This is a genomic window from Streptomyces sp. NBC_00038, assembly GCF_026343635.1.
GTDB lineage: Bacteria > Actinomycetota > Actinomycetes > Streptomycetales > Streptomycetaceae > Streptomyces.
In genome coordinates, this window is sequence record NZ_JAPELQ010000001.1 from 9,092,368 (window position 1) to 9,115,679 (window position 23,312).

At 69.5% G+C, this 23,312-nt stretch carries 22 protein-coding genes; 20 read left to right on the top strand and 2 right to left on the bottom strand.

Going from position 1 to position 23,312, the window contains the following annotated elements; translation table 11 throughout:
* Nucleotides 1-12 precede the first annotated feature (12 nt).
* Nucleotides 13-993, bottom strand: a complete 981-nt coding sequence (gene galE / locus OG219_RS40705; RefSeq protein ID WP_266835377.1) for a UDP-glucose 4-epimerase GalE — start codon at nucleotides 991-993, stop codon at nucleotides 13-15.
* Between the two features lie 316 nt (nucleotides 994-1,309).
* On the opposite strand from galE, the gene OG219_RS40710 reads away from it, so the two are divergent.
* The 20 genes from OG219_RS40710 to OG219_RS40800 all read left to right on the top strand — a co-directional run bounded on the left by OG219_RS40710 (nucleotide 1,310) and on the right by OG219_RS40800 (nucleotide 22,419).
* Nucleotides 1,310-3,106, top strand: a complete 1,797-nt coding sequence (locus tag OG219_RS40710) for a DUF5941 domain-containing protein (RefSeq protein WP_266836403.1) — start codon at nucleotides 1,310-1,312, stop codon at nucleotides 3,104-3,106.
* Entirely contained in the window at nucleotides 3,103-3,855 is a 753-nt protein-coding gene (locus OG219_RS40715; protein WP_266835379.1) for a phosphocholine cytidylyltransferase family protein, read from the top strand. Before OG219_RS40710 ends, OG219_RS40715 begins: the two co-directional genes overlap by 4 nt.
* Nucleotides 3,843-4,904 (top strand): iron-containing alcohol dehydrogenase family protein, encoded by a 1,062-nt coding sequence (locus tag OG219_RS40720; protein ID WP_266835380.1) that lies wholly within the window; start codon nucleotides 3,843-3,845, stop codon nucleotides 4,902-4,904. Before OG219_RS40715 ends, OG219_RS40720 begins: the two co-directional genes overlap by 13 nt.
* A complete protein-coding gene (locus OG219_RS40725; RefSeq protein WP_266835382.1) occupies nucleotides 4,882-5,664 on the top strand; it encodes a CDP-alcohol phosphatidyltransferase family protein in 783 nt (260 codons plus the stop codon). The genes OG219_RS40720 and OG219_RS40725 overlap by 23 nt, the downstream gene beginning before the upstream one ends.
* A 23-nt stretch (nucleotides 5,665-5,687) precedes the next feature.
* Nucleotides 5,688-6,581, top strand: coding sequence for a glycosyltransferase family 2 protein (locus OG219_RS40730; protein WP_266835384.1), 894 nt, complete (start codon nucleotides 5,688-5,690; stop codon nucleotides 6,579-6,581).
* A 100-nt stretch (nucleotides 6,582-6,681) separates the two neighbouring features.
* Nucleotides 6,682-7,611, top strand: coding sequence for an ABC transporter permease (locus OG219_RS40735; RefSeq protein ID WP_266835386.1), 930 nt, complete (start codon nucleotides 6,682-6,684; stop codon nucleotides 7,609-7,611).
* A complete protein-coding gene (locus tag OG219_RS40740; RefSeq protein WP_266835388.1) occupies nucleotides 7,604-8,383 on the top strand; it encodes an ABC transporter ATP-binding protein in 780 nt (259 codons plus the stop codon). The genes OG219_RS40735 and OG219_RS40740 overlap by 8 nt, the downstream gene beginning before the upstream one ends.
* 357 nt (nucleotides 8,384-8,740) lie before the next feature.
* Nucleotides 8,741-9,643: a squalene synthase HpnC gene (hpnC, locus tag OG219_RS40745; protein ID WP_266835390.1), complete on the top strand. Its 903-nt coding sequence runs from the start codon at nucleotides 8,741-8,743 to the stop codon at nucleotides 9,641-9,643.
* Nucleotides 9,640-10,590: a presqualene diphosphate synthase HpnD gene (gene hpnD, locus OG219_RS40750; RefSeq protein ID WP_266835392.1), complete on the top strand. Its 951-nt coding sequence runs from the start codon at nucleotides 9,640-9,642 to the stop codon at nucleotides 10,588-10,590. Before hpnC ends, hpnD begins: the two co-directional genes overlap by 4 nt.
* Nucleotides 10,590-10,730: a DUF6380 family protein gene (locus tag OG219_RS48305; RefSeq protein WP_353962411.1), complete on the top strand. Its 141-nt coding sequence runs from the start codon at nucleotides 10,590-10,592 to the stop codon at nucleotides 10,728-10,730. The genes hpnD and OG219_RS48305 overlap by 1 nt, the downstream gene beginning before the upstream one ends.
* Complete coding sequence (gene hpnE, locus OG219_RS40755; RefSeq protein ID WP_266835394.1) at nucleotides 10,727-12,142, top strand: hydroxysqualene dehydroxylase HpnE; 1,416 nt, start codon at nucleotides 10,727-10,729, stop codon at nucleotides 12,140-12,142. The genes OG219_RS48305 and hpnE overlap by 4 nt, the downstream gene beginning before the upstream one ends.
* Complete coding sequence (locus OG219_RS40760; RefSeq protein WP_266835396.1) at nucleotides 12,142-13,269, top strand: polyprenyl synthetase family protein; 1,128 nt, start codon at nucleotides 12,142-12,144, stop codon at nucleotides 13,267-13,269. Before hpnE ends, OG219_RS40760 begins: the two co-directional genes overlap by 1 nt.
* 111 nt (nucleotides 13,270-13,380) lie before the next feature.
* A complete protein-coding gene (gene shc / locus OG219_RS40765) occupies nucleotides 13,381-15,384 on the top strand; it encodes a squalene--hopene cyclase (protein WP_266835398.1) in 2,004 nt (667 codons plus the stop codon).
* A complete protein-coding gene (locus OG219_RS40770; protein ID WP_266835400.1) occupies nucleotides 15,384-16,025 on the top strand; it encodes a 1-hydroxy-2-methyl-2-butenyl 4-diphosphate reductase in 642 nt (213 codons plus the stop codon). Before shc ends, OG219_RS40770 begins: the two co-directional genes overlap by 1 nt.
* Before the next feature lie 5 nt (nucleotides 16,026-16,030).
* Entirely contained in the window at nucleotides 16,031-17,053 is a 1,023-nt protein-coding gene (hpnH, locus tag OG219_RS40775) for an adenosyl-hopene transferase HpnH (RefSeq protein WP_266835402.1), read from the top strand.
* A gap of 4 nt (nucleotides 17,054-17,057) precedes the next feature.
* Nucleotides 17,058-18,215: a flavodoxin-dependent (E)-4-hydroxy-3-methylbut-2-enyl-diphosphate synthase gene (gene ispG / locus OG219_RS40780; protein WP_266835404.1), complete on the top strand. Its 1,158-nt coding sequence runs from the start codon at nucleotides 17,058-17,060 to the stop codon at nucleotides 18,213-18,215.
* Nucleotides 18,216-18,243: 28 nt separating this feature from the next.
* Nucleotides 18,244-20,139, top strand: coding sequence for a 1-deoxy-D-xylulose-5-phosphate synthase (gene dxs / locus OG219_RS40785; protein WP_266835406.1), 1,896 nt, complete (start codon nucleotides 18,244-18,246; stop codon nucleotides 20,137-20,139).
* Nucleotides 20,136-21,536, top strand: coding sequence for an aspartate aminotransferase family protein (locus OG219_RS40790; protein ID WP_266835408.1), 1,401 nt, complete (start codon nucleotides 20,136-20,138; stop codon nucleotides 21,534-21,536). Before dxs ends, OG219_RS40790 begins: the two co-directional genes overlap by 4 nt.
* A gap of 89 nt (nucleotides 21,537-21,625) precedes the next feature.
* The gene (locus OG219_RS40795; protein ID WP_266835410.1) at nucleotides 21,626-22,270 is read left to right on the top strand and encodes a helix-turn-helix domain-containing protein; all 645 of its coding nucleotides are present in this window, start codon (nucleotides 21,626-21,628) and stop codon (nucleotides 22,268-22,270) included.
* Nucleotides 22,267-22,419 (top strand): DUF6126 family protein, encoded by a 153-nt coding sequence (locus OG219_RS40800; protein WP_266835412.1) that lies wholly within the window; start codon nucleotides 22,267-22,269, stop codon nucleotides 22,417-22,419. The genes OG219_RS40795 and OG219_RS40800 overlap by 4 nt, the downstream gene beginning before the upstream one ends.
* 31 nt (nucleotides 22,420-22,450) lie before the next feature.
* On the opposite strand, the gene OG219_RS40805 is transcribed toward OG219_RS40800, so the two are convergent.
* Complete coding sequence (locus OG219_RS40805) at nucleotides 22,451-23,248, bottom strand: tyrosine-protein phosphatase (protein ID WP_266835414.1); 798 nt, start codon at nucleotides 23,246-23,248, stop codon at nucleotides 22,451-22,453.
* Nucleotides 23,249-23,312: the final 64 nt, after the last annotated feature.

The window sequence follows — 23,312 nt, forward strand, 5'->3', positions numbered from 1 at the left end:
GCGCCCACAAGATCACACGGCTGGTGTCCGGGAGTGGTTCCGCTGCCACCCCTGCCAGGCCGACTCGACCATTTCGTACACCCCGCGCCGCGCGCTCCAGCCCAGCTCCCGCGCGGCCAGCTCGGCCGAGGCGACCGCGCGCGGCGCGTCACCGGGGCGGCGCGGCCCGACGACCGCGGGCGTGCTGTCGCCGCTCACCTCCGCGATGGCCGTGAGGAGTTCGCGGACCGAAACGCCCTCCCCGCGCCCGATGTTGACCGTCAGGTCGCCCGTCGCCCCTTCGGTGAGTCGCCGGGCCGCCGTCAGATGGGCCTCGGCGAGATCGGCGACATGGATGTAGTCGCGTACGCAGGTGCCGTCCGGCGTCGGATAGTCGGCACCGAAGATCCGGGGGGCCTCGCCGCGGGTGAGGCGGTCGAAGACCATCGGGATGATGTTGAACACGCCGGTGTCGGCCAGCTCGGGTGCGGCCGCGCCCGCCACGTTGAAGTAGCGCAGGCACACGGTCGCGATGCCGTGCGCCCGGCCCGCCGCCCGCACCAGCCACTCCCCGGTGAGCTTCGTCTCGCCGTACGGGCTCATCGGGGAGTAGGGGGTGTCCTCCGTGATGAGGTCCACATCCGGGTTTCCGTAGACGGCCGCCGAAGAGGAGAAGAGGAAGCGCTTGACGCCCGCCTCGGCGACCGCCTCCAGGAGTGTCGCGAGACCGCCCACGTTCTCCTGGTAGTAGTAGGTCGGCCGGTCCACGGACTCGCCGACCTGCTTGCGCGCGGCGAGATGCACCACACCCGTCACGTCGTGCTCCGCGAGGACCTTCCTCAGCAGGTCCCCGTCCAGCGACGAGCCCCGCACCAGCGGGACGTTCTCCGGGAGCCGGCCCGGAACGCCCGCCGAGAGGTCGTCGAGCGCGACGACGCGCTCCCCGGCCTCGGCCATCGCCCGCGCCACGTGTGCGCCGATGTATCCGGCTCCGCCTGTGATCAGCCATGTCATGGGCGCCAACCCTATGCCGGTCCGCTGTTCCGGCAGCTCGGCGCCGGTGCGGCCGGGGCGCCTGGCCCCGCCCCTGATGTCGTAATTGGTAAGAAATGGCGGCACGGTTTGTGGCGCGGGCCTTGGATCCCTGATGATGATCGCGGCGGAGGCGGCTAGGCAGATCTGGTTGATCGGGCCGTGAACGGGTGGTGAACGCCCGCTTCCATTCATCCGATAGCCTCTGCCGACATGTCGCCCGGTCCAGGCCGCCGGGTGCCCATCACCTACAGCCCCGGTGCGGCAGGCCGTGCCGGCCACCCAGGGAGTGAGTTCGCTGTCGACCGCCATCCTCACCGGCCAGCCGGTTCCCGGATCGTCGATCGAGGGCGATCTGAGGTCGCTCGGCTTCGACGTGCGGCTCGCCTCCGACGCCGGTGACGCCGAGGCACTTCTGGCCGACGTGCCGGCCGACCAGCGCGTCGCCGTCGTCGACGCCCGCTTCGTGGGACACGTCCACGCGCTGCGCCTCGGCCTCACGGACCCCCGGTTCCCCGTCGCCGCGGTATCCGGCGCGGTCTCGGTGCAGCCCGCCGCGCGCCGCGCGCTGACCAGGGCGATGGCCCGCGAGAGTTCCGCCGCGGGCGGCGTCGCCATAGCCACGGAGAACGTCGCCGACCGCATCGTCACGGCCCTCGACGCGGACGGCGTGGCCGTGCACCGCCCCGAGCTCGGCACGCTCGTCGCCGCCGTCCCGGCCGACCCGCAGCAACGCAACGAGGCACGGCAGGCGGTCTCGGCCGTGGACGACGAGGCCGTACGTCTGCGCAGCGCCGTGAAGGCCCGCGACGGCTTCTTCACCACCCACTTCATCAGCCCGTACTCGCGCTACATAGCCCGCTGGTGCGCCCGCCGCGGCCTCACCCCGAACCAGGTGACGACCGCCTCACTCCTCACCGCCCTGATAGCCGCGGGCTGCGCCGCCACCGGCACCCGCGCCGGCTACGTCGCCGCCGGCCTGCTGCTCCTCTTCTCCTTCGTCCTGGACTGCGTGGACGGACAGATCGCCCGCTACTCGCTCCAGTACTCCACGCTCGGCGCCTGGCTCGACGCGACCTTCGACCGCGCCAAGGAGTACGCCTACTACGCGGGCCTCGCCCTCGGAGCGGCCCGCGGCGGCGACGACGTATGGGCGCTGGCCCTCGGGGCGATGGTCCTGCAGACCTGCCGGCACGTCGTCGACTTCTCCTTCAACGAGGCGAACCACGACGCCACCGCCAACACCAGCCCCACCGCGGCCCTCTCGGACAAGCTCGACAGCGTCGGCTGGACGGTCTGGCTGCGCCGCATGATCGTCCTGCCCATCGGTGAACGCTGGGCCATGATCGCCGTACTCACCGCGCTGACGACACCGCGCATCACCTTCTACGCGCTGCTCATCGGCTGCGCCTTCGCGGCGACGTACACCACGGCGGGCCGTGTGCTGCGCTCGCTCACCCGTAAGGCCCAGCGCACGGACCGCGCGGCGCGGGCGCTCGCCGACCTCACCGACTCAGGGCCGCTCGCGGAACTGCTGACCCGCGTCCTGCGCGGGCCCTTTCCCGGCGGTCGGGCGTCCACCGCCCTGCTCGCCGGCGGCATCGTGGTAGCCAACGTCGCGTTCCTCCCGTACGGCAGTTGGCAGCCCCTCTTCGGCGCCGTTCTCTACGTACTGATGTCACGCATTGCCCTCGACCGACCCCTCAAGGGCGCCCTCGACTGGCTGGTCCCGCCGATCTACCGCGCGGCCGAATACGGCACCGTTCTGGTGCTGGCAGCCAAAGCGGAGGTGAACGGAGCACTGCCCGCAGCTTTCGGCCTGGTGGCCGCTGTCGCCTACCATCACTACGACACGGTGTACCGCATCCGCGGCAACGCCGGCGCGCCGCCGCAGTGGCTGGTGCGGGCGATCGGCGGGCACGAAGGCAGGACGCTGCTGGTCGTCGTTCTGGCCGCGCTGCTCACCGCCGAGCAGTTCACGGTCGCGCTCACGGCTCTCGCCGTGGCCGTGGCACTGCTGGTGCTCGTCGAGAGCATCCGCTTCTGGGTGTCCTCCGGGGCACCCGCCGTACACGATGAAGGAGAACCCGCATGATCGGCCTCGTGCTGGCGGCCGGCGCCGGCCGGCGTCTGCGCCCCTACACCGACAGCCTCCCCAAGGCTCTGGTGCCGGTGGGCCCCGCGGGTGCGGAGGACAGCATCACGGTTCTGGACCTGACCCTCGGCAACTTCGCCGAGATCGGTCTGACCGAGGTGGGCATCATCGTCGGCTACCGCAAGGAAGCCGTGTACGAGCGCCAGGCGGCCCTCGAGGAGAAGTACGGCCTCAAGCTCACCCTCATCGACAACGACAAGGCCGAGGAGTGGAACAACGCCTACTCCCTGTGGTGCGGACGTGACGCCCTCAGGGACGGTGTGATCCTCGCCAACGGCGACACCGTTCACCCGGTCTCCGTCGAGAAGACGCTGCTGGCCGCCCGCGGCGACGGCAAGAAGATCATCCTCGCCCTCGACACGGTGAAGAAGCTCGCCGACGAGGAGATGAAGGTCGTCGTGGACCCCGAGAAGGGCGTTCGGAAGATCACCAAGCTCATGGAGCCCACCGAGGCCACCGGCGAGTACATCGGCGTCACCCTCATCGAGGGCGAGGCCGCCGACGAGCTCGCCGACGCGCTGAAGACGGTGTGGGAGACCGACCCGCAGCAGTTCTACGAGCACGGCTACCAGGAGCTGGTCAACCGAGGCTTCCAGATCGATGTCGCGCCGATCGGGGACATCCCGTGGGTCGAGATCGACAACCACGACGACCTCGCCAAGGGACGTGAGATCGCGTGCCAGTACTGACGAGGCTCATCCCCTCGCCGGTCGTCGTCGACATCCGTCCGGGTGCCCTGGACGACCTCGCGGGGGTGCTCTCCGACGAGCGGATCTCGCACTCGGGGAAGCTGGCCGTCGCGGTGAGCGGCGGCTCCGGCGCCAAGCTGCGCGACCGGATCGCCCCGGCACTGCCCGGCGCCACCTGGTACGAGGTCGGCGGCGGCACCCTGGACGACGCGATCGAGCTGGCCGGCGCCATGAAGGCCGGGCACTACGACGCGGTCGTGGGCCTGGGCGGCGGCAAGATCATCGACTGTGCGAAGTTCGCCGCGGCGCGCGTAGGCCTCCCACTGGTCGCGGTGCCCACGAACCTCGCGCACGACGGCCTGTGCTCGCCGGTCGCGACGCTCGACAACGACGCGGGCCGCGGCTCGTACGGTGTGCCGAACCCCATCGCGGTCGTCATCGACCTCGATGTGATCCGTGAGGCCCCGGTGCGCTTCGTGCGCGCCGGCATCGGCGACGCCGTCTCCAACATCTCCGCGATCGCGGACTGGGAACTGGCGAATCGTGTCAACGGCGAGCGGATCGACGGCCTCGCCGCCGCGATGGCGCGCCAGGCCGGCGAGGCCGTGCTGCGGCACCCCGGCGGCATCGGCGACAACGCCTTCCTCCAGGTGCTCGCCGAGTCCCTGGTCCTCAGCGGGGTGGCCATGTCGGTGTCGGGCGACTCGCGCCCCTCCTCCGGCGCCTGCCACGAGATCAACCACGCCTTCGACCTCCTCTTCCCCAAGCGCGCGGCGAGCCACGGCGAGCAGTGCGGCCTGGGCGCGGCCTTCGCGATGTATCTGCGGGGGGCGCACGAGGAGTCGGTGTACATGGCCGAGGTGCTCCACCGGCACGGGCTGCCGGTGACACCGGAGGAGATCGGCTTCACCGTCGACGAGTTCGTCCAGGTCGTGGAGTTCGCTCCGCGCACCAGGCCCGGCCGCTACACGATCCTCGAACACCTAGACCTGAAAACCCACCAGATCAAGGACATCTACGCCGACTATGCCAAGGCCATCAGTAGCTGAACTCCGCCCCGTCGTTCATCCCGAAGGGGTGAAGGACCGGCGCAGTGGTGAGCACTGGGCGGGACGCCTGTACATGCGAGAGATCTCGCTGCGGGTGGACCCGTTCCTGGTCAACTCCAGGATCACGCCCAACCAGCTCACCCACCTGATGGTCGTCGCCGGCGTCCTGGCCGGTGCGGCACTGCTCATACCGGGCCTGACCGGGGCGCTGCTCGGCGCGATCCTGATCCAGCTCTATCTGCTGCTCGACTGCGTCGACGGCGAGATAGCCCGCTGGCGCAAGCAGACCTCGATCACCGGCGTCTACCTGGACCGCATAGGCCACTACCTGTCCGAGGCGGCCCTCCTCGTGGGCTTCGGCCTGCGCGGCGCGGACCTGTGGGACGGCTCCGAGGGCCCCGAGTGGCTGTGGGCCTTCGTGGGCACCCTGGCCGCGCTCGGCGCGATCCTGATCAAGGCCGAGACCGACCTGGTCGATGTGGCGCGGGCCCGCAGCGGTCTGCCCGCGGTCAAGGACGAGGCGTCCACGCCGCGCTCCTCGGGGCTCGCCCTGGCCCGCCGGGCTGCCGCGGCCCTGAAATTCCACCGGTTGGTGGGCGGCGTCGAAGCCAGCCTCTTCATACTCTTCGTCGCGGTCCTCGACCTGATCGGCGGCGACCTCTTCTGGACCCGGCTCGGCATCGCGGTCCTGGCCGGCATCGCGATCCTGCAGACCCTGCTGCACCTCGTGTCCATCCTCGCCTCTAGCAGGCTGAAGTGAGCGCGGCGATGGAGGCGGGTGCGATGACGAAGGCGGACGCGGTGGCGAAGGTGGGCGCGGTCATCATCACCATGGGCAACCGACCCGAGGAACTCCGAGCCCTTCTGGACTCGGTCGCCAAGCAGGACGGCGAAGCGGTCCAGGTGGTCGTGGTCGGAAACGGCTCGCCGGTGCCCGACGTCCCCGAGGGCATACGCACCGTCGAACTGCCCGAGAACCTCGGCATCCCCGGCGGCCGCAACATCGGCATTGAGCTGTTCGGCCCCGGCGGCAGCGACGTGGACGTCCTCCTCTTCCTGGACGACGACGGCCTCCTCGCCCGCCACGACACCGCCGAGCTGTGCCGCGAGGCCTTCACGGCCGACCCGAAGCTCGGCATCATCAGCTTCCGCATCGCCGACCCGGAGACGGGCGAGACGCAGCGCCGTCACGTCCCGCGGCTGCGGGCCTCCGACCCGATGCGCAACTCCCGGGTCACCACCTTCCTGGGCGGCGCCAACGCCGTCCGTACGAAGGTCTTCGCCGAAGTCGGCGCCCTCCCGGACGAATTCTTCTACGCACACGAGGAAACCGACCTGGCATGGCGGGCCCTCGACGCGGGCTGGATGATCGACTACCGGTCCGACATGGTGCTGAACCACCCCACGACCGCGCCCTCGCGGCACGCGGTCTACCACCGCATGGTGGCCCGCAACCGCGTCTGGCTCGCGCGCCGCAACCTCCCGGCCCCGCTCGTCCCGGTCTACCTGGGCGTGTGGATGCTCCTGACGCTTGCCCGCCGTCCGTCGAGGCCCGCCCTGCGGGCCTGGTTCGGCGGCTTCCGAGAAGGCTGGACCAGTCCATGCGGCCCCAGGCGTCCCATGAAGTGGCGTACGGTGTGGCGGCTGACCCGACTGGGCCGACCTCCTGTCATCTGACAAGCTCATTTCTGAGAGCATTCGTGGCCGTACCCCGGTCCCTGGCTCATGCCTATGCCCGACCAGGCTGTGCGCATCTTGAAGACGAAAGTTTCCACTTGTGAGTGAGACAACGCATGACGGCGGAGTCGCGGTGAGCGAACGACCGTCGCCCGATGACGGGCTCTCCGCGGCCGAGGTGGCCGCCAAGTACGGGCTCGCGGTCAGCGGTGCCCGGCCTGGGCTCGCCGAATACGTGCGTCAGCTGTGGGGAAGACGGCACTTCATCCTCGCCTTCTCGCAGGCGCGACTGACCGCCCAGTACAGCCAGGCCAAGCTCGGCCAGCTGTGGCAGGTCGTGACGCCGCTGCTCAACGCGCTCGTGTACTTCCTGATCTTCGGTCTGATCCTGCAGGCCGACCGCGGAATGACGATGGAGGTGTACATCCCGTTCCTGGTGACGGGTGTCTTCACCTTCACCTTCACCCAGAGTTCGGTGATGTCGGGAGTGCGGGCGATCTCCGGCAACCTCGGCCTCGTCCGAGCGCTGCACTTCCCGCGCGCCGCGCTGCCCATCTCGTTCTCGCTGCAACAGCTCCAGCAGCTGCTCTTCTCGATGGTCGTGCTGTTCGCCGTGGCGGTCGGATTCGGCAGCTACCCGAGCCTGTCGTGGCTGCTGATCTTCCCGGTCCTCGCGCTGCAGTTCCTCTTCAACATCGGCCTCGCCCTGATCATGGCCCGGCTGGGTTCCAAGACCCCGGACCTGGCGCAGCTGATGCCGTTCGTGATGCGTACGTGGATGTACGCCTCCGGCGTCATGTACTCCATCCCTGTGATGCTCGCCGACAAGCCGCAGTGGATCGCCGACGTCCTGCAGTGGAACCCGGCCGCGATCTACATGGACCTGATGCGCTTCGCCCTCATCGACTCCTACGGCTCCGAGAACCTGCCCCCGCACGTCTGGGCGGTCGCGGGCGGCTGGGCCCTCCTCGTGGCACTCGGCGGGTTCGTCTACTTCTGGAAGGCGGAAGAGAGGTACGGCCGTGGCTGAGTTGAGCAAGGACTCCCACATCCCCACCGTCATCGCGGACGAGCTGCACATCGTCTACCGCGTGAACGGCGCCAAGACGGGCAAGGGCAGTGCCACCTCCGCCCTCAGCCGCATCCTCAGGCGCGGCGAGGAGCGCGGTGTGCGCAAGGTGCACGCCGTCCGGGGCGTCTCCTTCACCGCCTACCGGGGCGAGGCCGTCGGCCTGATCGGCTCGAACGGCTCCGGCAAGTCGACCCTGCTGCGCGCCATCGCCGGCCTGCTGCCCGCGGAGAAGGGCAGGGTCTACACCGACGGCCAGCCCTCCCTGCTCGGCGTCAACGCAGCCCTCATGAACGATCTGACGGGCGAGCGGAACGTCATCCTGGGCGGCCTCGCGATGGGCATGACCCGCGAGCAGATCAAGGAGCGCTACGAGGAGATCGTCGACTTCTCGGGCATCAACGAGAAGGGTGACTTCATCACCCTCCCCATGCGCACCTACTCGTCCGGCATGGCGGCCCGCCTGCGCTTCTCCATCGCGGCCGCCAAGGACCACGACGTCCTGATGATCGACGAGGCCCTCGCCACCGGCGACCGCAAGTTCCAGAAGCGCTCCGAGGAGCGCATCCGCGAGCTGCGCAAGAGCGCCGGCACGGTTTTTCTGGTCAGTCACAACAACAAGTCGATCCGCGACACCTGCGACCGCGTGCTCTGGCTGGAGCGCGGTGAGCTGCGGATGGACGGGCCGACCGAAGAGGTCCTCAAGGAGTACGAGAAGTTCACGGGCAAGTAGCCCATTTCGCCCCGGGCCCCGCCGGAACTCTTCGGCGGGGCCCTGCGTCTGCAAAGGAAACGCCAACTCCTGGCGGCCTTAGGAATCTTGACGCCAATCGGTGTGTTGTTGTGATGTGCAGGACACCCCGACGGAGTGTGCCGCGTTGTACAACGTAAGCTGTACCGGTGCTGATTCGCGGCAAGTAGGGCGATAATGCGCGCACCCGGCACGGCAGCGCCGCGCGGACGTCCGGGCGGCGTGTCCGAAATAGGCACTATTGGGTCAGCAGTGTAGAACGGGAGATGTGACGGCAATGGCTACGGAAACTCTCCAGCTCCGCGATGCGTGTGCCGTCCCCGCGCCGGGCGGCGAGCGGTGACCGAAGCCGGGACGGCGCGTACGGACGACCCGGAGCGCGGCACCCTCGACAAGGCCGCGGACGAGAACTTCCCGGTGGCGCCCTTCTTTCTGCCCAAGGCCTGGCGTGACGATCTGATGGCCGTGTACGGCTTCGCCCGTCTCGTCGACGACATCGGTGACGGAGACCTGGCCCCCGGGGGTGCGGACGCCCGCCTCCTCGGCGTGTCGCCCACGGAGGCCGAGGACCGCGTCGTCCTCCTCGACGCCTTCGAGACCGACCTCCACCGGGTGTTCGACTCGACCCCGCGCCACCCCCTGCTGCGCCGCCTCCAGCCCACGGTCCGCCGGGCCGGCCTCACGCCCCAGCCCTTTCTGGGCCTGATCGGGGCCAACCGCCAGGACCAGCTGGTCAAGCGGTACGAGACCTATGACGACCTGCTCGCCTACTGCGAGCTGTCCGCCAATCCCGTCGGACGCCTCGTGCTGGCCGTCACGGGCACCGAGACCCCCGAGCGCGTCCGCCTCTCGGACGCGGTGTGCACGGCACTGCAGATCGTCGAACACCTCCAGGACGTGGCCGAGGATCTCGGCCGCGACCGTATCTATCTGCCCGCCGAGGACATGAAGCGCTTTCATGTCCAAGAGGCGGATCTGGCCCCGGCCACGGCAGGCGCATCGGTGCGCGCACTGGTTGCATACGAAGCAGAACGCGCCCGGAACCTCCTGAATGAAGGCACCCCCCTCGTGGGTAGCGTCCACGGCAGGCTGAAGCTGCTGCTCGCGGGGTTCGTTGCGGGAGGAAGGGCGGCAATCCGTGCGATTGCCGCCGCCGAATACGACGTACTTCCAGGCCCGCCCAAGCACGGCAAGCTCCAGCTGCTGCGCGAGGTGGGAGTGACTCTGCGAGGAAAGGGGTGATCCGGACCGTGGAGTCTGAACAACACGTGCCCGCACCGGTACTCGCCGCTTACAGCTACTGCGAAGCAGTAACCAGTCAGCAGGCCCGTAATTTCGCGTACGGCATCAGACTTCTGCCTACGCCCAAACGCCGCGCCATGTCGGCGCTCTACGCGTTCTCACGGCGTGTCGACGACATCGGCGACGGCACGCTCGCACCGGACGTGAAGGCGTCCCGTCTGGAGGACACCCGGGCACTGCTCGCCCGGGTCCGCGAGGGCGCCGTGGAGGAGGACGACACCGACCCGGTCGCGGTCGCCCTCAGCCACACCGCCGAGTACTTCCCGGTACCCCTCGGCGGCCTCGACGAACTCATCGACGGCGTCCTCATGGACGTACGCGGAGAGACGTACGAGACATGGGACGACCTGAAGGTGTACTGCCGGTGTGTGGCCGGAGCGATCGGGCGGATCTCGCTCGGTGTCTTCGGTACGGAACCCGGGGCGCGCGGAGCCGAGCGTGCGCCGGAGTATGCCGACACACTCGGGCTCGCGCTCCAACTCACCAACATCCTGCGGGACGTCCGCGAGGACGCCGAGGGCGGGCGTACCTATCTGCCCGCCGACGACCTCGCCAAGTTCGGCTGCTCGGCCGGGTTCAACGGGTCGACACCACCGCCCGGCTCCGACTTCGCGGGCCTCGTGCACTTCGAAGTGCGTCGGGCCCGCGCTCTTTTCGCCGAGGGCTACCGGCTGCTGCCCATGCTGGACCGGCGCAGCGGCGCGTGCGTCGCGGCGATGGCCGGCATCTACCGCCGCCTCCTCGACCGCATCGAGCGCGAACCGGAGGCCGTGCTGCGCGGCCGTGTCTCGCTGCCCGGGCGTGAGAAGGCGTACGTCGCCGTGCGCGGTCTCTCCGGCCTGGACGCCCGGTACGTGTCCCGGCGGACCGTCAGGAGGCGAACCTGATGGACAATTTGGGCCAAGGTGATTCCAACGGCGAAAAGTGGCACGCAACCCTCCGGAGCCGCGGGGCGTCCCTGACTGCAATGGCCTGCCGCACACCGCTCGAACACCGCGGCACGGCCGAGGGGGAGGTTGGACGATGAGCGAGGTCACGCTGCCCGTGGACACCACGGGCCGCCCGGACACGGCAGCCGCCGTGGTGGTCGGCGGAGGGCTCGCGGGCATCACCGCCGCGCTGGCGCTCGCCGACGCCGGGGTGCGTGTGACACTCCTCGAAGGCCGGCCGAGGCTCGGCGGGCTCGCCTTCTCCTTCCAGCGCGGCGATCTCACCGTGGACAACGGACAGCACGTGTATCTGCGCTGCTGCACCGCCTACCGGTGGTTCCTCGACCGCGTCGACGGAGCCTCGCTCGCGCCATTGCAGGATCGTCTCGACGTGCCCGTTCTCGACGCCGAGGCGAAACCCGGGCGGCGGCTCGGCAGAATCGGCCGCACCGCGTTGCCCGTGCCGCTGCATCTGGCGAAAAGCCTCGCGACCTATCCGCATCTCTCGCTCGCCGAGCGCGCCAAAGTCGGGCGTGCCGCCTTGGCGCTCAAGGGGCTCGACCTCGCCGATCCGGCGCTCGACGCGCAGAACTTCGGCAGCTGGCTGGCCGCGCACGGTCAGTCCGAGCGTGCCGTCGAGGCACTGTGGGACCTGGTGGGGGTCGCCACCCTCAACGCGGTGGCCGGCGACTCGTCGCTCGGGCTCGCCGCGATGGTGTTCAAGACCGGTCTGCTGTCCGACCCGGGCGCGGCCGACATCGGCTGGGCGCGCGTCCCACTGGGCGAACTGCACGACACTCTGGCTCGCAAGGCGCTCGACTCCGCGGGCGTCCGTACCGAAGTCCGTACACGCGTCACCTCCATCTCCCAGAACGAGAACGGGCGCTGGAGCGTTCAGGTTCCCGGCGAGACGCTCGACGCCGACACGGTCGTCCTCGCCGTACCGCATCGCGAGGCCCACGATCTGCTGCCCGAAGGGGCGCTCGACGCCCCCGAGCGGCTCCTTGAGATCGGCACGGCGCCGATCCTCAACGTCCATGTCGTCTACGACCGCACGGTGCTCACGCGGCCGTTCTTCGCGGCGCTCGGCTCCCCGGTGCAGTGGGTCTTCGACCGCACCGAGGCCTCCGGGCTCCGGGAGGGGCAGTACCTGGCCCTCTCGCAGTCGGCCGCGCAGGACGAGATCGACGAGCCCGTGTCCGTACTGCGCGAGCGCTATCTGCCGGAGCTGGAGCGGCTGTTGCCCGGCACGCGCGGTGCGGAAGTTAAGGATTTCTTCGTGACCCGGGAGCGTACGGCGACGTTCGCCCCCACCCCAGGCGTCGGGCGGCTGCGGCCCGGCGCCCGCACCAAGGCTCCCGGTCTGTATCTGGCCGGAGCGTGGACCGCCACAGGGTGGCCCGCGACCATGGAGAGTGCGGTCCGCAGTGGTGTCAGTGCGGCGGGAGCCGCGCTGGGCGCCCTGGGCCGGCCTCGCGATCACCTCTTCGAAGTCGAGGAGGCGGCCTGATGCTCGATCAGCGCGTGGCGGACCCCCGCACCCCCGGTACCGCAAAAAGAGGAGAGACTGTGCCCACTGTGCCCCCGGCCGAAGCGGCTGCCGACGCGGTGGACGTGACCGCGCTCCTGGAGCGCGGCCGGACCCTGGCCACACCGGTGCTGCGGGCGGCCGTCGACCGCCTGGCGCCCCCCATGGACACTGTCGCCGCCTACCATTTCGGCTGGATCGACGCCGAGGGGAACCCCGCGGACGGTGACGGCGGCAAGGCCGTACGCCCCGCGCTCGCCGTTCTGTCGGCGCAGGCCGCCGGTGCCGCCCCCGAGGTGGGCGTGCCCGGAGCGGTCGCCGTCGAACTGGTCCACAACTTCTCGCTGCTGCACGACGACCTGATGGACGGCGACGAGCAGCGCCGCCACCGCGATACCGTCTGGAAGGTGCACGGCCCCGCCCAGGCGATCCTGGTCGGCGACGCCCTGTTCGCACTGGCCAACGAACTCCTGCTGGAACTGGGCACCGTCGAGGCGGGCCGCGCCACCCGGCGCCTGACCACCGCCACCCGCGCCCTCATCGACGGCCAGGCCCAGGACATCTCCTACGAGCACCGCGAGCGGGTCACCGTCGAGGAGTGCCTGGAGATGGAGGGCAACAAGACGGGCGCCCTGCTCGCCTGCGCCTGCTCCATCGGCGCTGTGCTCGGCGGCGCCGACGACCACACCGCCGACACTCTTGAGAAGTACGGCTACCACCTCGGCCTCGCCTTCCAGGCCGTCGACGACCTCCTCGGCATCTGGGGCGACCCGGAGGCCACCGGAAAGCAGACCTGGAGCGACCTGCGCCAGCGCAAGAAGTCCCTGCCGGTGGTGGCGGCGCTCGCCGCGGGCGGGCCGGCCTCCGAGCGCGTCGGCGAACTGCTCGCCGCCGACGCCAAGGCCAATGACTTCGAGAACTTCTCCGAGGAGGAGTTCGCCGCGCGCGCCGCGCTCATCGAGGAGGCGGGCGGCCGCGACTGGACCGCCCAGGAGGCGCGTCGCCAGCACACGATCGCCGTGGAAGCCCTCGACGCGATCCATATGCCGGAACAGGTGCGGGCCCAGTTCGTGGAGCTCGCCGACTTCGTCGTCGTACGGAAGAGATGATCAGTATCGGTCGAATAATCCTCGCGTAGTCGCCGGCCGGTGCCGCGGGAAACGCGCACCGGCCGACGGCGGACCCACAGCAGAGACATGCCACTGCACGAAGGGGAAGCCATGACAGCGACGACCGACGGAAGTACCGGGGCCCTGCCGCCCCGCACTGCCTCGGCCCGCGAAACCGCAGAAGCGACAACTCCCGGGGCGGCCGGGACAGTCGAGACCCGAGACGCCGCCACGCGCGCGATAGAGCGCGCCACCGAATTCCTGCTCTCGCGGCAGGACGCCCAGGGCTGGTGGAAGGGCGACCTCGAGACGAACGTCACGATGGACGCCGAGGACCTGCTTCTCCGTCAGTTCCTGGGTATCCGCGACGAGACGACCACACGCGCCGCCGGACTCTTCATCCGCGGTGAGCAGCGCGAGGACGGCACCTGGGCCACGTTCTACGGCGGACCCGGTGAACTCTCCACCACCATCGAGGCGTACGTCGCCCTGCGCCTGGCCGGGGACAGCCCGGACGAGCCGCACATGGCGAAGGCGTCCGCGTGGATCCGCGAGCGGGGCGGCATCGCCTCGGCCCGCGTTTTCACCCGGATCTGGCTCGCCCTGTTCGGCTGGTGGAAGTGGGACGACCTGCCCGAACTCCCGCCGGAGCTCATCTACTTCCCGAAGTGGATGCCGCTCAACATCTACGACTTCGGGTGCTGGGCGCGGCAGACGATCGTGCCGCTCACCATCGTCTCGGCGAAGCGTCCGGTGCGGCCCGCGCCGTTCCCGCTCGACGAACTGCACACCGACGCCCGCAACCCCAACCCGGTCAAGCCCCTTGCCCCGGTGGCGAGTTGGGACGGCGTCTTCGAACGACTCGACAAGGCTCTGCACCAGTACCGCAAGGTGGCGCCGCGCCGCCTGCGCAGGGCCGCGATGAACACCGCGGGGCGCTGGATCATCGAGCGGCAGGAGAACGACGGCTGCTGGGGAGGCATCCAGCCGCCCGCCGTGTACTCGGTCATCGCACTTCATCTGCTCGGCTACGACCTCGAACACCCGGTGATGCGTGCCGGGTTGGAGTCGCTGGACCGTTTCGCCATCTGGCGCGAGGACGGGGCCCGGATGATCGAGGCCTGCCAGTCGCCGGTGTGGGACACCTGCCTGGCCACCATCGCGCTCGCCGACGCTGGTGTCCCCGCCGACCATCCGCAGCTCGTGAAGGCGGCCGACTGGATGCTCGGTGAGGAGATCGTCCGGCCCGGTGACTGGTCGGTGAAGCGGCCCCGACTCCAGCCCGGGGGCTGGGCGTTCGAGTTCCACAACGACAACTACCCCGACATCGACGACACCGCCGAAGTCGTCCTCGCGCTGCGCCGGGTCAAGCACCACGACCCGGAGCGCCTGGAGAACGCCATCGGGCGTGGAGTGCGCTGGAACCTCGGCATGCAGTCGAAGAACGGTGCCTGGGGCGCCTTCGACGTCGACAACACCAGCTCCTTCCCCAACCGGCTGCCGTTCTGCGACTTCGGCGAGGTCATCGACCCGCCGTCCGCCGACGTCACCGCGCACGTCGTGGAGATGCTCGCCTTCGAGGGGTTCTCGCACGACCCGCGCACCCGCCGGGGCATCGAGTGGCTGCTCGCAGAACAGGAGGCGAACGGCTCCTGGTTCGGGCGCTGGGGAGTCAACTACGTATACGGAACAGGGTCGGTGGTGCCCGCACTGGTCGCCGCCGGACTGCCCGGTTCACATCCGGCGATCCGCCGGGCCGTGGCCTGGCTGGAGACCGTGCAGAACGAGGACGGCGGCTGGGGCGAGGACCTGCGCTCCTACCACGAGGTCGCCGAGTGGAGCGGCCGTGGCGCCTCGACGGCCTCCCAGACCGGGTGGGCGCTGCTCGCACTGCTCGCGGCGGGGGAGCGGGACTCCAAGGCCACCGAGCGCGGAGCCGCCTGGCTCGCGGAGACCCAGCTGGCGGACGGCTCCTGGGACGAGCCGTACTTCACCGGCACCGGGTTCCCGTGGGACTTCTCGATCAACTACCACCTCTACCGCCAGGTCTTCCCGCTCACCGCGCTCGGCCGGTACATCCACGGCGAGCCGCTCGTCGAGGTAAAGGGGGGCTGATGGACAGGAAGCCCGAACCGGCACCGCTGCTGATCGCCTGCGCGCTCGGCATCGAGCACCTCGCCCTGCGCAGCGGCGACCGCAGCGGGGCCGACGGGCCCGTCACCGTGCTGCGTACGGGCATGGGCCCCAAGGCAGCCGAGCGTTCGGTGACCCGGATCCTCGCGGACCCGGCGCTGCGCGAGGCGGCGGTCCTGGCCACGGGGTTCTGCGCGGGGCTCGCCCCGGGCATGCACCCCGGGGACCTGGTCGTCGCGGAAGAGACCCGGGACCCGCGCGGCACCACGCCGTGCGTGGGCACCGAGCTACTGGTCAAGGAACTGGTGCGTGCCGTGCCCGGGCGCACCGTCCACACGGGGCCGCTCACCGGCTCCGATCACGTCGTCCGCGGTCACGAGCGGTCAGGACTGCTCGCGACCGGCGCGATCGCGGTCGACATGGAATCGGCGTCCACGCTCCACAGCGCCGTGCGCACGGGCGCGCGCCCGGTTGCGGCCGTACGAGTGGTCGTGGACGCTCCAGAACATGAACTCGTCCGTATCGGGACGGTACGCGGTGGAATATCGGCTTTCCGTGTTCTCCGTGCCGTCCTCCCCGCTTTTTTTGAATGGCACCGTTCTTTGCTGCTCCCTCGGAGGTGAGCCAGATGGCCATGCCGCTTCGGCAGTCCATGAAGGTCGCTGCATACCTGTTTGAACAGAAGCTCAGGAAGCGGGACAAGTTCGCGCTGATCGTCGAGCTGGAACCCCTCTTCGCGTGCAACCTCGCATGCGAGGGCTGCGGGAAGATCCAGCACCCCGCGGGGGTGTTGAAGCAGCGGATGCCCGTGGCCCAGGCCGTGGGCGCGGTGCTCGAATCCGGTGCTCCGATGGTGTCCATCGCCGGCGGTGAGCCGCTGATGCACCCTCAGATCGACGAGATCGTGCGGCAGTTGGTGGCCAAGAAGAAGTTCGTCTTCCTGTGCACCAACGCGATGCTGCTGCGCAAGAAGATGGACAAGTTCAAGCCCTCGCCGTACTTCGCGTGGGCCGTGCACATCGACGGGCTGCGTGAGCGGCACGACGCGTCCGTCGCCAAGGAAGGCGTCTTCGACGAGGCGGTCGAGGCCATCAAGGAGGCCAAGCGCCGTGGCTTCCGGGTCACCACCAACTCGACCTTCTTCAACACCGACACCCCGCAGACCATCATCGAGGTCCTCAACTACCTCAACGACGACCTGAAGGTCGACGAGATGATGCTCTCGCCCGCCTACGCCTACGAGAAGGCTCCCGACCAGGAGCACTTCCTCGGCGTCCAGCAGACCCGGGAGCTGTTCAAGAAGGCCTTCGCGGGCGGTAACCGGCGCCGCTGGCGGCTCAACCACAGCCCGCTCTTCCTGGACTTCCTGGAGGGCAAGGTCGACTTCCCGTGCACGGCCTGGGCGATCCCGAGCTACTCGCTCTTCGGCTGGCAGAAGCCCTGCTATCTGATGAGCGACGGGTACGTGCAGACGTACAAGCAGCTCCTGGAGGAGACCGACTGGGACTCCTACGGCCGCGGCAAGGACGACCGGTGCGCCAACTGCATGGCGCACTGCGGCTACGAGCCGACCGCCGTCCTCGCCACCCTGGGCTCCCTCAAGGAGTCCCTCCGCGCCTCCCGTGAGACCTTCACGGAAAGCCGCGGGTGACGTCATGACCGCCGTTTCCTTGGGCCTCCCCGAGGTGCCGGTCCGACCGATCGCGGAGCGCCGCCTCTCGCGGCAGATCCAGGTCGGACCGGTGGCGGTCGGGGGCGGAGCGCCTGTCTCCGTGCAGTCGATGACGACGACGCGTACGTCGGACATCGGTGCCACCTTGCAGCAGATCGCGGAACTCACCGCGTCCGGCTGCCAGATCGTCCGCGTCGCCTGCCCTACGCAGGACGACGCGGACGCCCTCGCGACCATCGCCAAGAAGTCGCAGATCCCGGTGATCGCGGACATCCACTTCCAGCCGAAGTACGTGTTCGCGGCCATCGACGCGGGGTGTGCGGCGGTGCGGGTGAACCCGGGCAACATCAAGCAGTTCGACGACAAGGTGCGGGAGATCGCGCGGGCGGCCCTGGACGCCGGCACTCCCATCCGGATCGGTGTCAACGCCGGGTCGCTCGACCAGCGGCTGCTGAAGAAGTACGGGAAGGCGACGCCCGAGGCGCTCGTCGAGTCGGCATTGTGGGAGGCGTCGCTCTTCGAGGAGCACGGGTTCCGGGACATCAAGATCTCGGTGAAGCACAACGACCCCGTGGTCATGGTCAACGCCTACCGGCAGCTGGCGGCCCAGTGCGACTACCCGCTGCACCTCGGTGTGACGGAGGCAGGACCGGCGTTCCAGGGGACCATCAAGTCGGCCGTCGCCTTCGGGGCGTTGCTCAGCGAGGGCATCGGGGACACCATCCGGGTCTCGCTGAGCGCGCCGCCTGCCGAGGAGTGCAAGGTCGGCATGCAGATCCTGGAGTCGCTGGGGCTGCGGGAACGGCGCCTGGAGATCGTCTCGTGCCCGTCCTGCGGGCGCGCCCAGGTCGATGTGTACAAGCTGGCCGACGAGGTCACGGCCGGCCTGGAGGGGATGGAGGTCCCGTTGCGCGTCGCGGTCATGGGCTGCGTCGTCAACGGTCCCGGAGAGGCGCGGGAGGCGGACCTGGGGGTCGCCTCCGGCAACGGCAAGGGACAGATCTTCGTCAAGGGCGAGGTCATCAAGACCGTGCCCGAGTCGAAGATCGTGGAGACCCTCATCGAAGAGGCGATGAAGATCGCCGAGCAGATGGAGAACGACGGCGTCGCGTCCGGCGAACCGGCCGTCACCGTGAGTTGATCAGCACGGACCGAGAGGGGGCCCGAGCGTGACGATTCTGGAGAGCATCCGGGGACCACGCGACCTGAAGGCGCTGTCCGAGGCGGAGGTCGGTGAACTGGCCGATGAGATCCGGGAGTTCCTGGTGCACGCGGTCGCGAGGACCGGCGGTCACCTCGGGCCCAATCTGGGGGTGGTGGAACTCTCCATCGCGCTCCACCGGGCCTTCGAGTCGCCCGTCGACCGCATCCTGTGGGACACCGGCCATCAGAGCTACGTGCACAAGCTGCTGACAGGACGTCAGGACTTCTCCAAACTGCGCGGCAAGGGCGGCCTCTCCGGCTACCCGTCGCGTGAGGAGTCCGAGCACGACATCATCGAGAACAGCCACGCCTCCACGGCGCTCGGCTGGGCGGACGGCCTCGCCAAGGCCCGCCAGGTGCAGGGCGAGAAGGGGCACGTCGTCGCGGTCATCGGCGACGGCGCGCTGACCGGCGGCATGGCGTGGGAGGCGCTGAACAACATCGCCGCCGCCAAGGACCGGCCGCTGATCATCGTCGTCAACGACAACGAGCGCTCTTACTCGCCGACCATCGGCGGTCTCGCCAACCACCTGGCGACCCTGCGGACGACGGACAGTTACGAGCAGATCCTCGCCTGGGGCAAGGACGTACTCCTGCGCACGCCGGTCATCGGGAACACCGTCTACGAGTCGCTGCACGGGGCGAAGAAGGGGTTCAAGGACGCCTTCGCGCCGCAGGGCATGTTCGAGGATCTCGGCCTCAAATACGTCGGGCCGATCGACGGGCACGACGTCGGGGCGGTGGAGTCCGCGCTGCGCCGGGCGAAACGCTTCCACGGGCCCGTTCTGATCCACTGCCTGACGGAGAAGGGGCGCGGATATGAGCCCGCCCTCGCGCACGAGGAGGACCACTTCCACACCGTCGGCGTGATGGACCCGCTCACCTGCGAGCCCCTCGCGCCCTCCAACGGGCCTTCCTGGACCTCGGTGTTCGGCGACGAGATCGTCAGGATCGGTGCGGAGCGCGAGGACGTCGTGGCGATCACGGCGGCCATGCTGCATCCGGTGGGGCTCGCCAAGTTCGCCGAGAAGTTCCCCGACCGGGTGTGGGACGTCGGCATCGCCGAGCAGCACGCCACGGTGTCCGCGGCGGGCCTTGCCACGGGCGGACTGCATCCCGTCGTCGCCGTCTACGCGACCTTCCTCAACCGGGCCTTCGACCAGCTCCTGATGGACGTGGCACTGCACCGGTGCGGCGTCACCTTCGTGCTGGACAGGGCCGGAGTCACGGGTGTCGACGGGGCCTCGCACAACGGCATGTGGGACATGTCGATCCTCCAGGTCGTGCCGGGCCTCAGGATCGCCGCGCCGCGCGACGCCGACCAGCTGCGGGCGCAACTGCGGGAAGCGGTCGCCGTCGACGACGCGCCGACGCTGATCCGGTTCCCGAAGGAGTCGGTGGGACCGGAGATTCCGGCGGTCGACCATGTGGGCGGCATGGACGTCCTGCACAGGGGGGACCGGCCGTCGGTGCTCCTGGTGGCCATCGGCGTCATGGCACCGGTCTGCCTCCAGGCCGCCGAGCTGCTCGAAGCCCGCGGCATCGGGTGCACCGTCGTCGACCCCCGCTGGGTCAAGCCGGTCGATCCCTCGCTGCCCGGGCTCGCCGCCGAGCACCGCATGGTGGCCGTCGTCGAGGACAACAGCCGGGCGGCCGGGGTCGGCTCGGCGGTCGCGCTGGCACTGGGGGACGCCGAAGTCGACGTTCCCGTACGGCGGTTCGGCATTCCCGAGCAGTTCCTCGCGCACGCCAAACGTGGTGAGGTGCTGGCCGACATAGGTCTCACGCCTGTGGAGATCGCCGGGCGGATCAGCGCCGGTCTGGCAGTCAAGGACGAGCTGTCCAAGGAGAAACAGGAATGACCGAGCCTTCCGGGAAGCAGGAGTTCGACCTCGGCGCGCTGCTCGCCGAACGCGGGGCCGAGCGCTACGAGCTGCACACCAAGTACCTGAACCACCAGCTCCCGCGCATGCTGCACACCATCGGCTTCGACAAGGTGTACGAGCGGGCCGAGGGCGCGCACTTCTGGGACGCGGACGGCGAGGACTACCTGGACATGCTCGCCGGGTTCGGGGTGATGGGCCTGGGCCGCCATCACCCCGTGGTCCGCCAGGCGTTGCACGACGTCCTCGACGCCGAGCTCGCCGACCTCACCCGCTTCGACTGCCAGCCGCTGCCCGGACTCCTCGCGGAACGGCTGCTCGTCCACAGCCCGCACTTGGACCGGGTGTTCTTCGGCAACAGCGGTACGGAGGCCGTCGAGACCGCGCTGAAATTCGCCCGGTACGCGACCGGGAAGCCGCGGATCCTGTACTGCTCGCACGCCTTCCACGGGCTGACCACCGGGTCGCTGTCCGTGAACGGTGAGGACGGTTTCCGGGACGGCTTCGTGCCGCTGCTCCCCGACACGGCCGTCCCGCTCGGTGATCTCGACGCCCTGGCAGGGGAGTTGAAGAAGGGTGACGTCGCCGCCCTCATCGTCGAACCCATCCAGGGCAAGGGGGTGCACGAGACACCGCCCGGATATCTGCGCGCCGCCCAGGAGTTGCTGCACAAGCACAAGGCGCTGCTCATCGTCGACGAGGTGCAGACGGGTCTTGGAAGGACCGGGGACTTCTACGCCTATCAGCACGAGGAGGGTGTGGAACCGGACCTGGTGTGCGTGGCCAAGGCGCTGTCCGGCGGCTATGTGCCGGTCGGTGCGACGCTGGGCAAGGACTGGATCTTCAAGAAGGTCTACTCGTCCATCGACCGGGTCCTCGTGCACTCGGCGAGCTTCGGGTCGAACGCGCAGGCCATGGCGGCGGGGCTCGCGGTGCTCTCGGTCATGGAGAACGAGCAGATCGTGGCCAACGCCCGGGCCACGGGTGAGCAGTTGAAGTCCCGGCTCGCGGCGCTCGTGGACAAGTACGAGCTGCTGAGCGACGTCCGCGGCCGGGGACTGATGATCGGCATCGAGTTCGGACGGCCCAAGTCGCTGAAGCTGCGCAGCCGCTGGACAATGCTGCAGGCCGCGCGCAAGGGTTTGTTCGCGCAGATGGTGGTCGTACCGCTGCTGCAACGGCACCGCATCCTCACCCAGGTCTCCGGCGATCACCTGGAGGTGATCAAACTGATCCCGCCGCTGGTCATCGACGAGCGGGACGTGGACCGCTTCGTGGAGGCCTTCACGGCCGTGATGGACGACGCGCACGGCGGGGGCGGACTGATGTGGGACTTCGGGAAGACGCTGGTGAAGCAGGCGGTGGCGAACCGCTGAGAGTCCGGCCGAGCCCAGCGCGTCGAGGCGTTTTTGCCTCTGGGGTAAGAAATTTGCCCCAGAGGTAACCCTCGGGCTCAATGGAAGGCATGAGCACTGCCGAGGGCAGAGACCCTTCCCAGCCCGGGGCCGCCGACGAGATCCACGTCGTCGCACCGCAACTGCGTGCGCTGCGCCGCCGTGCCTCACTGACCCTGGAGGCAGCGGCCGGCTCCGCCGGGCTCTCGCCCGCCCACCTCTCACGCCTGGAGACCGGGCAGCGCCAGCCCTCACTGCCGATGCTGCTCGCACTCGCTCGTATCTACGGTACGACCGTCTCGGATCTGCTCGGCGAGACGGTCGCCGAGCGTGACGCCGTGGTGCGTGCCTCAGACATGGAGCCGACCGCGGCGGGCGGCTGGACCTACTGGCAGGCCGGCGCCTCCGGGCGCGGGATGCAGGCCCTGCGGGTGCACGTCCCGTACGGCTCGCAGGGCGACATCGTGCGGGTCCACCCCGGCGAGGAGTGGCTCCATGTCCTGCGCGGGCGGCTGCGACTGCGCCTCGGTGACACCGCACACGTGCTCGCGCCGGGGGACAGCGCGCACTTCGACTCGCTCACCCCGCACCGCATCGCCGCCGCCGACCGGGACGGCGCCGAGCTCCTCTTCGTACACACCCTGCTGCAGAGCCCGACCGCCGCGCTGTGCCTCGGGCCGGCGACGGGGCACCCCACCCTGGGAGAGACGCCATGACCGAACCGACGGAATCCGGCCCTCGCCGCGACATGGACGACAAGCTGCCCCGCGCCCTGTGGGTGCGGCTGATCATCTACGTGGCCGTCGGCCACCTCTTCGCGGCCTTCGTCTACCTGCTGTTCACCCTGGGCGCGCAGAACCAGTAGGCACACGTCGGTCGGGACCAGGAGACGTACGTCAGTCGAGGAGCCGTTCGCGCAGCCGGTCCCGCAGCTCCGGGGTGATCCCCAGCCCCTGCTCCAGGTAGGCGTCGACTCCGCCCCAGGTCTCCTCGATCGTCTCGAAGGCCGCCGCCAGGTATTCGGCACGCGCGTCGAAGAGCGGGCTGAGCAGCTCCATGACCTCCGGGGAGTACGCGGAGTCGGAGGTGCTGCTGCGGTGGACCTTGTAGCGACGGTGCGCCGCGTTCGATTCCAGGTAGTCGGCCACGATGGCCTCACGCTCGACGCCGACGGCGAGGAGCGTGATGGCTATGGAGAGGCCGGCCCGGTCCTTGCCCGCGGCGCAGTGCATCAGGGCGGGCACGCTGTCCTCGGCCAGGGAGTGCAGCACCTGGGAGTGCTCCGCGGTGCGCTGCTTCACGATGGCGCGGTAGGAGTTGATCATCCGGTTCGCCCCCTTGCCGTTCGCGAGGAGGGCGCGCAGCTGGTCGAGATCGCCGTCGCGGACCATCTTCCAGAACTCGGAGCCGTCGGCCGGGTCGGTCAGCGGAAGGTTCACGTTCCGCACGCCGGGCAGCTCGACGTCCGGTCCCTCCAGCTTCTGGTCCGAGGCATTGCGGAAGTCGAAGATCGTGTGCAGGCCGAGGGAGGAGAGGAACTCGGCGTCCTGCTCGGTGGCGTGCGCGAGGTGGCCGCTGCGGAACAGCACCCCGTACCGCACCCGTCGGCCGTCCACGGTGGGCAGGCCGCCCACATCGCGGAAGTTGCGCACTGCGGCCAGTTCGGGCTCGGTCGACGGGATCTGCTGCGTCACGGGGACTCCTCCCAATAAACCGTCGGCGCTGCTCGGCGTCGCCCGCCGACGGACGTTGCGCTAT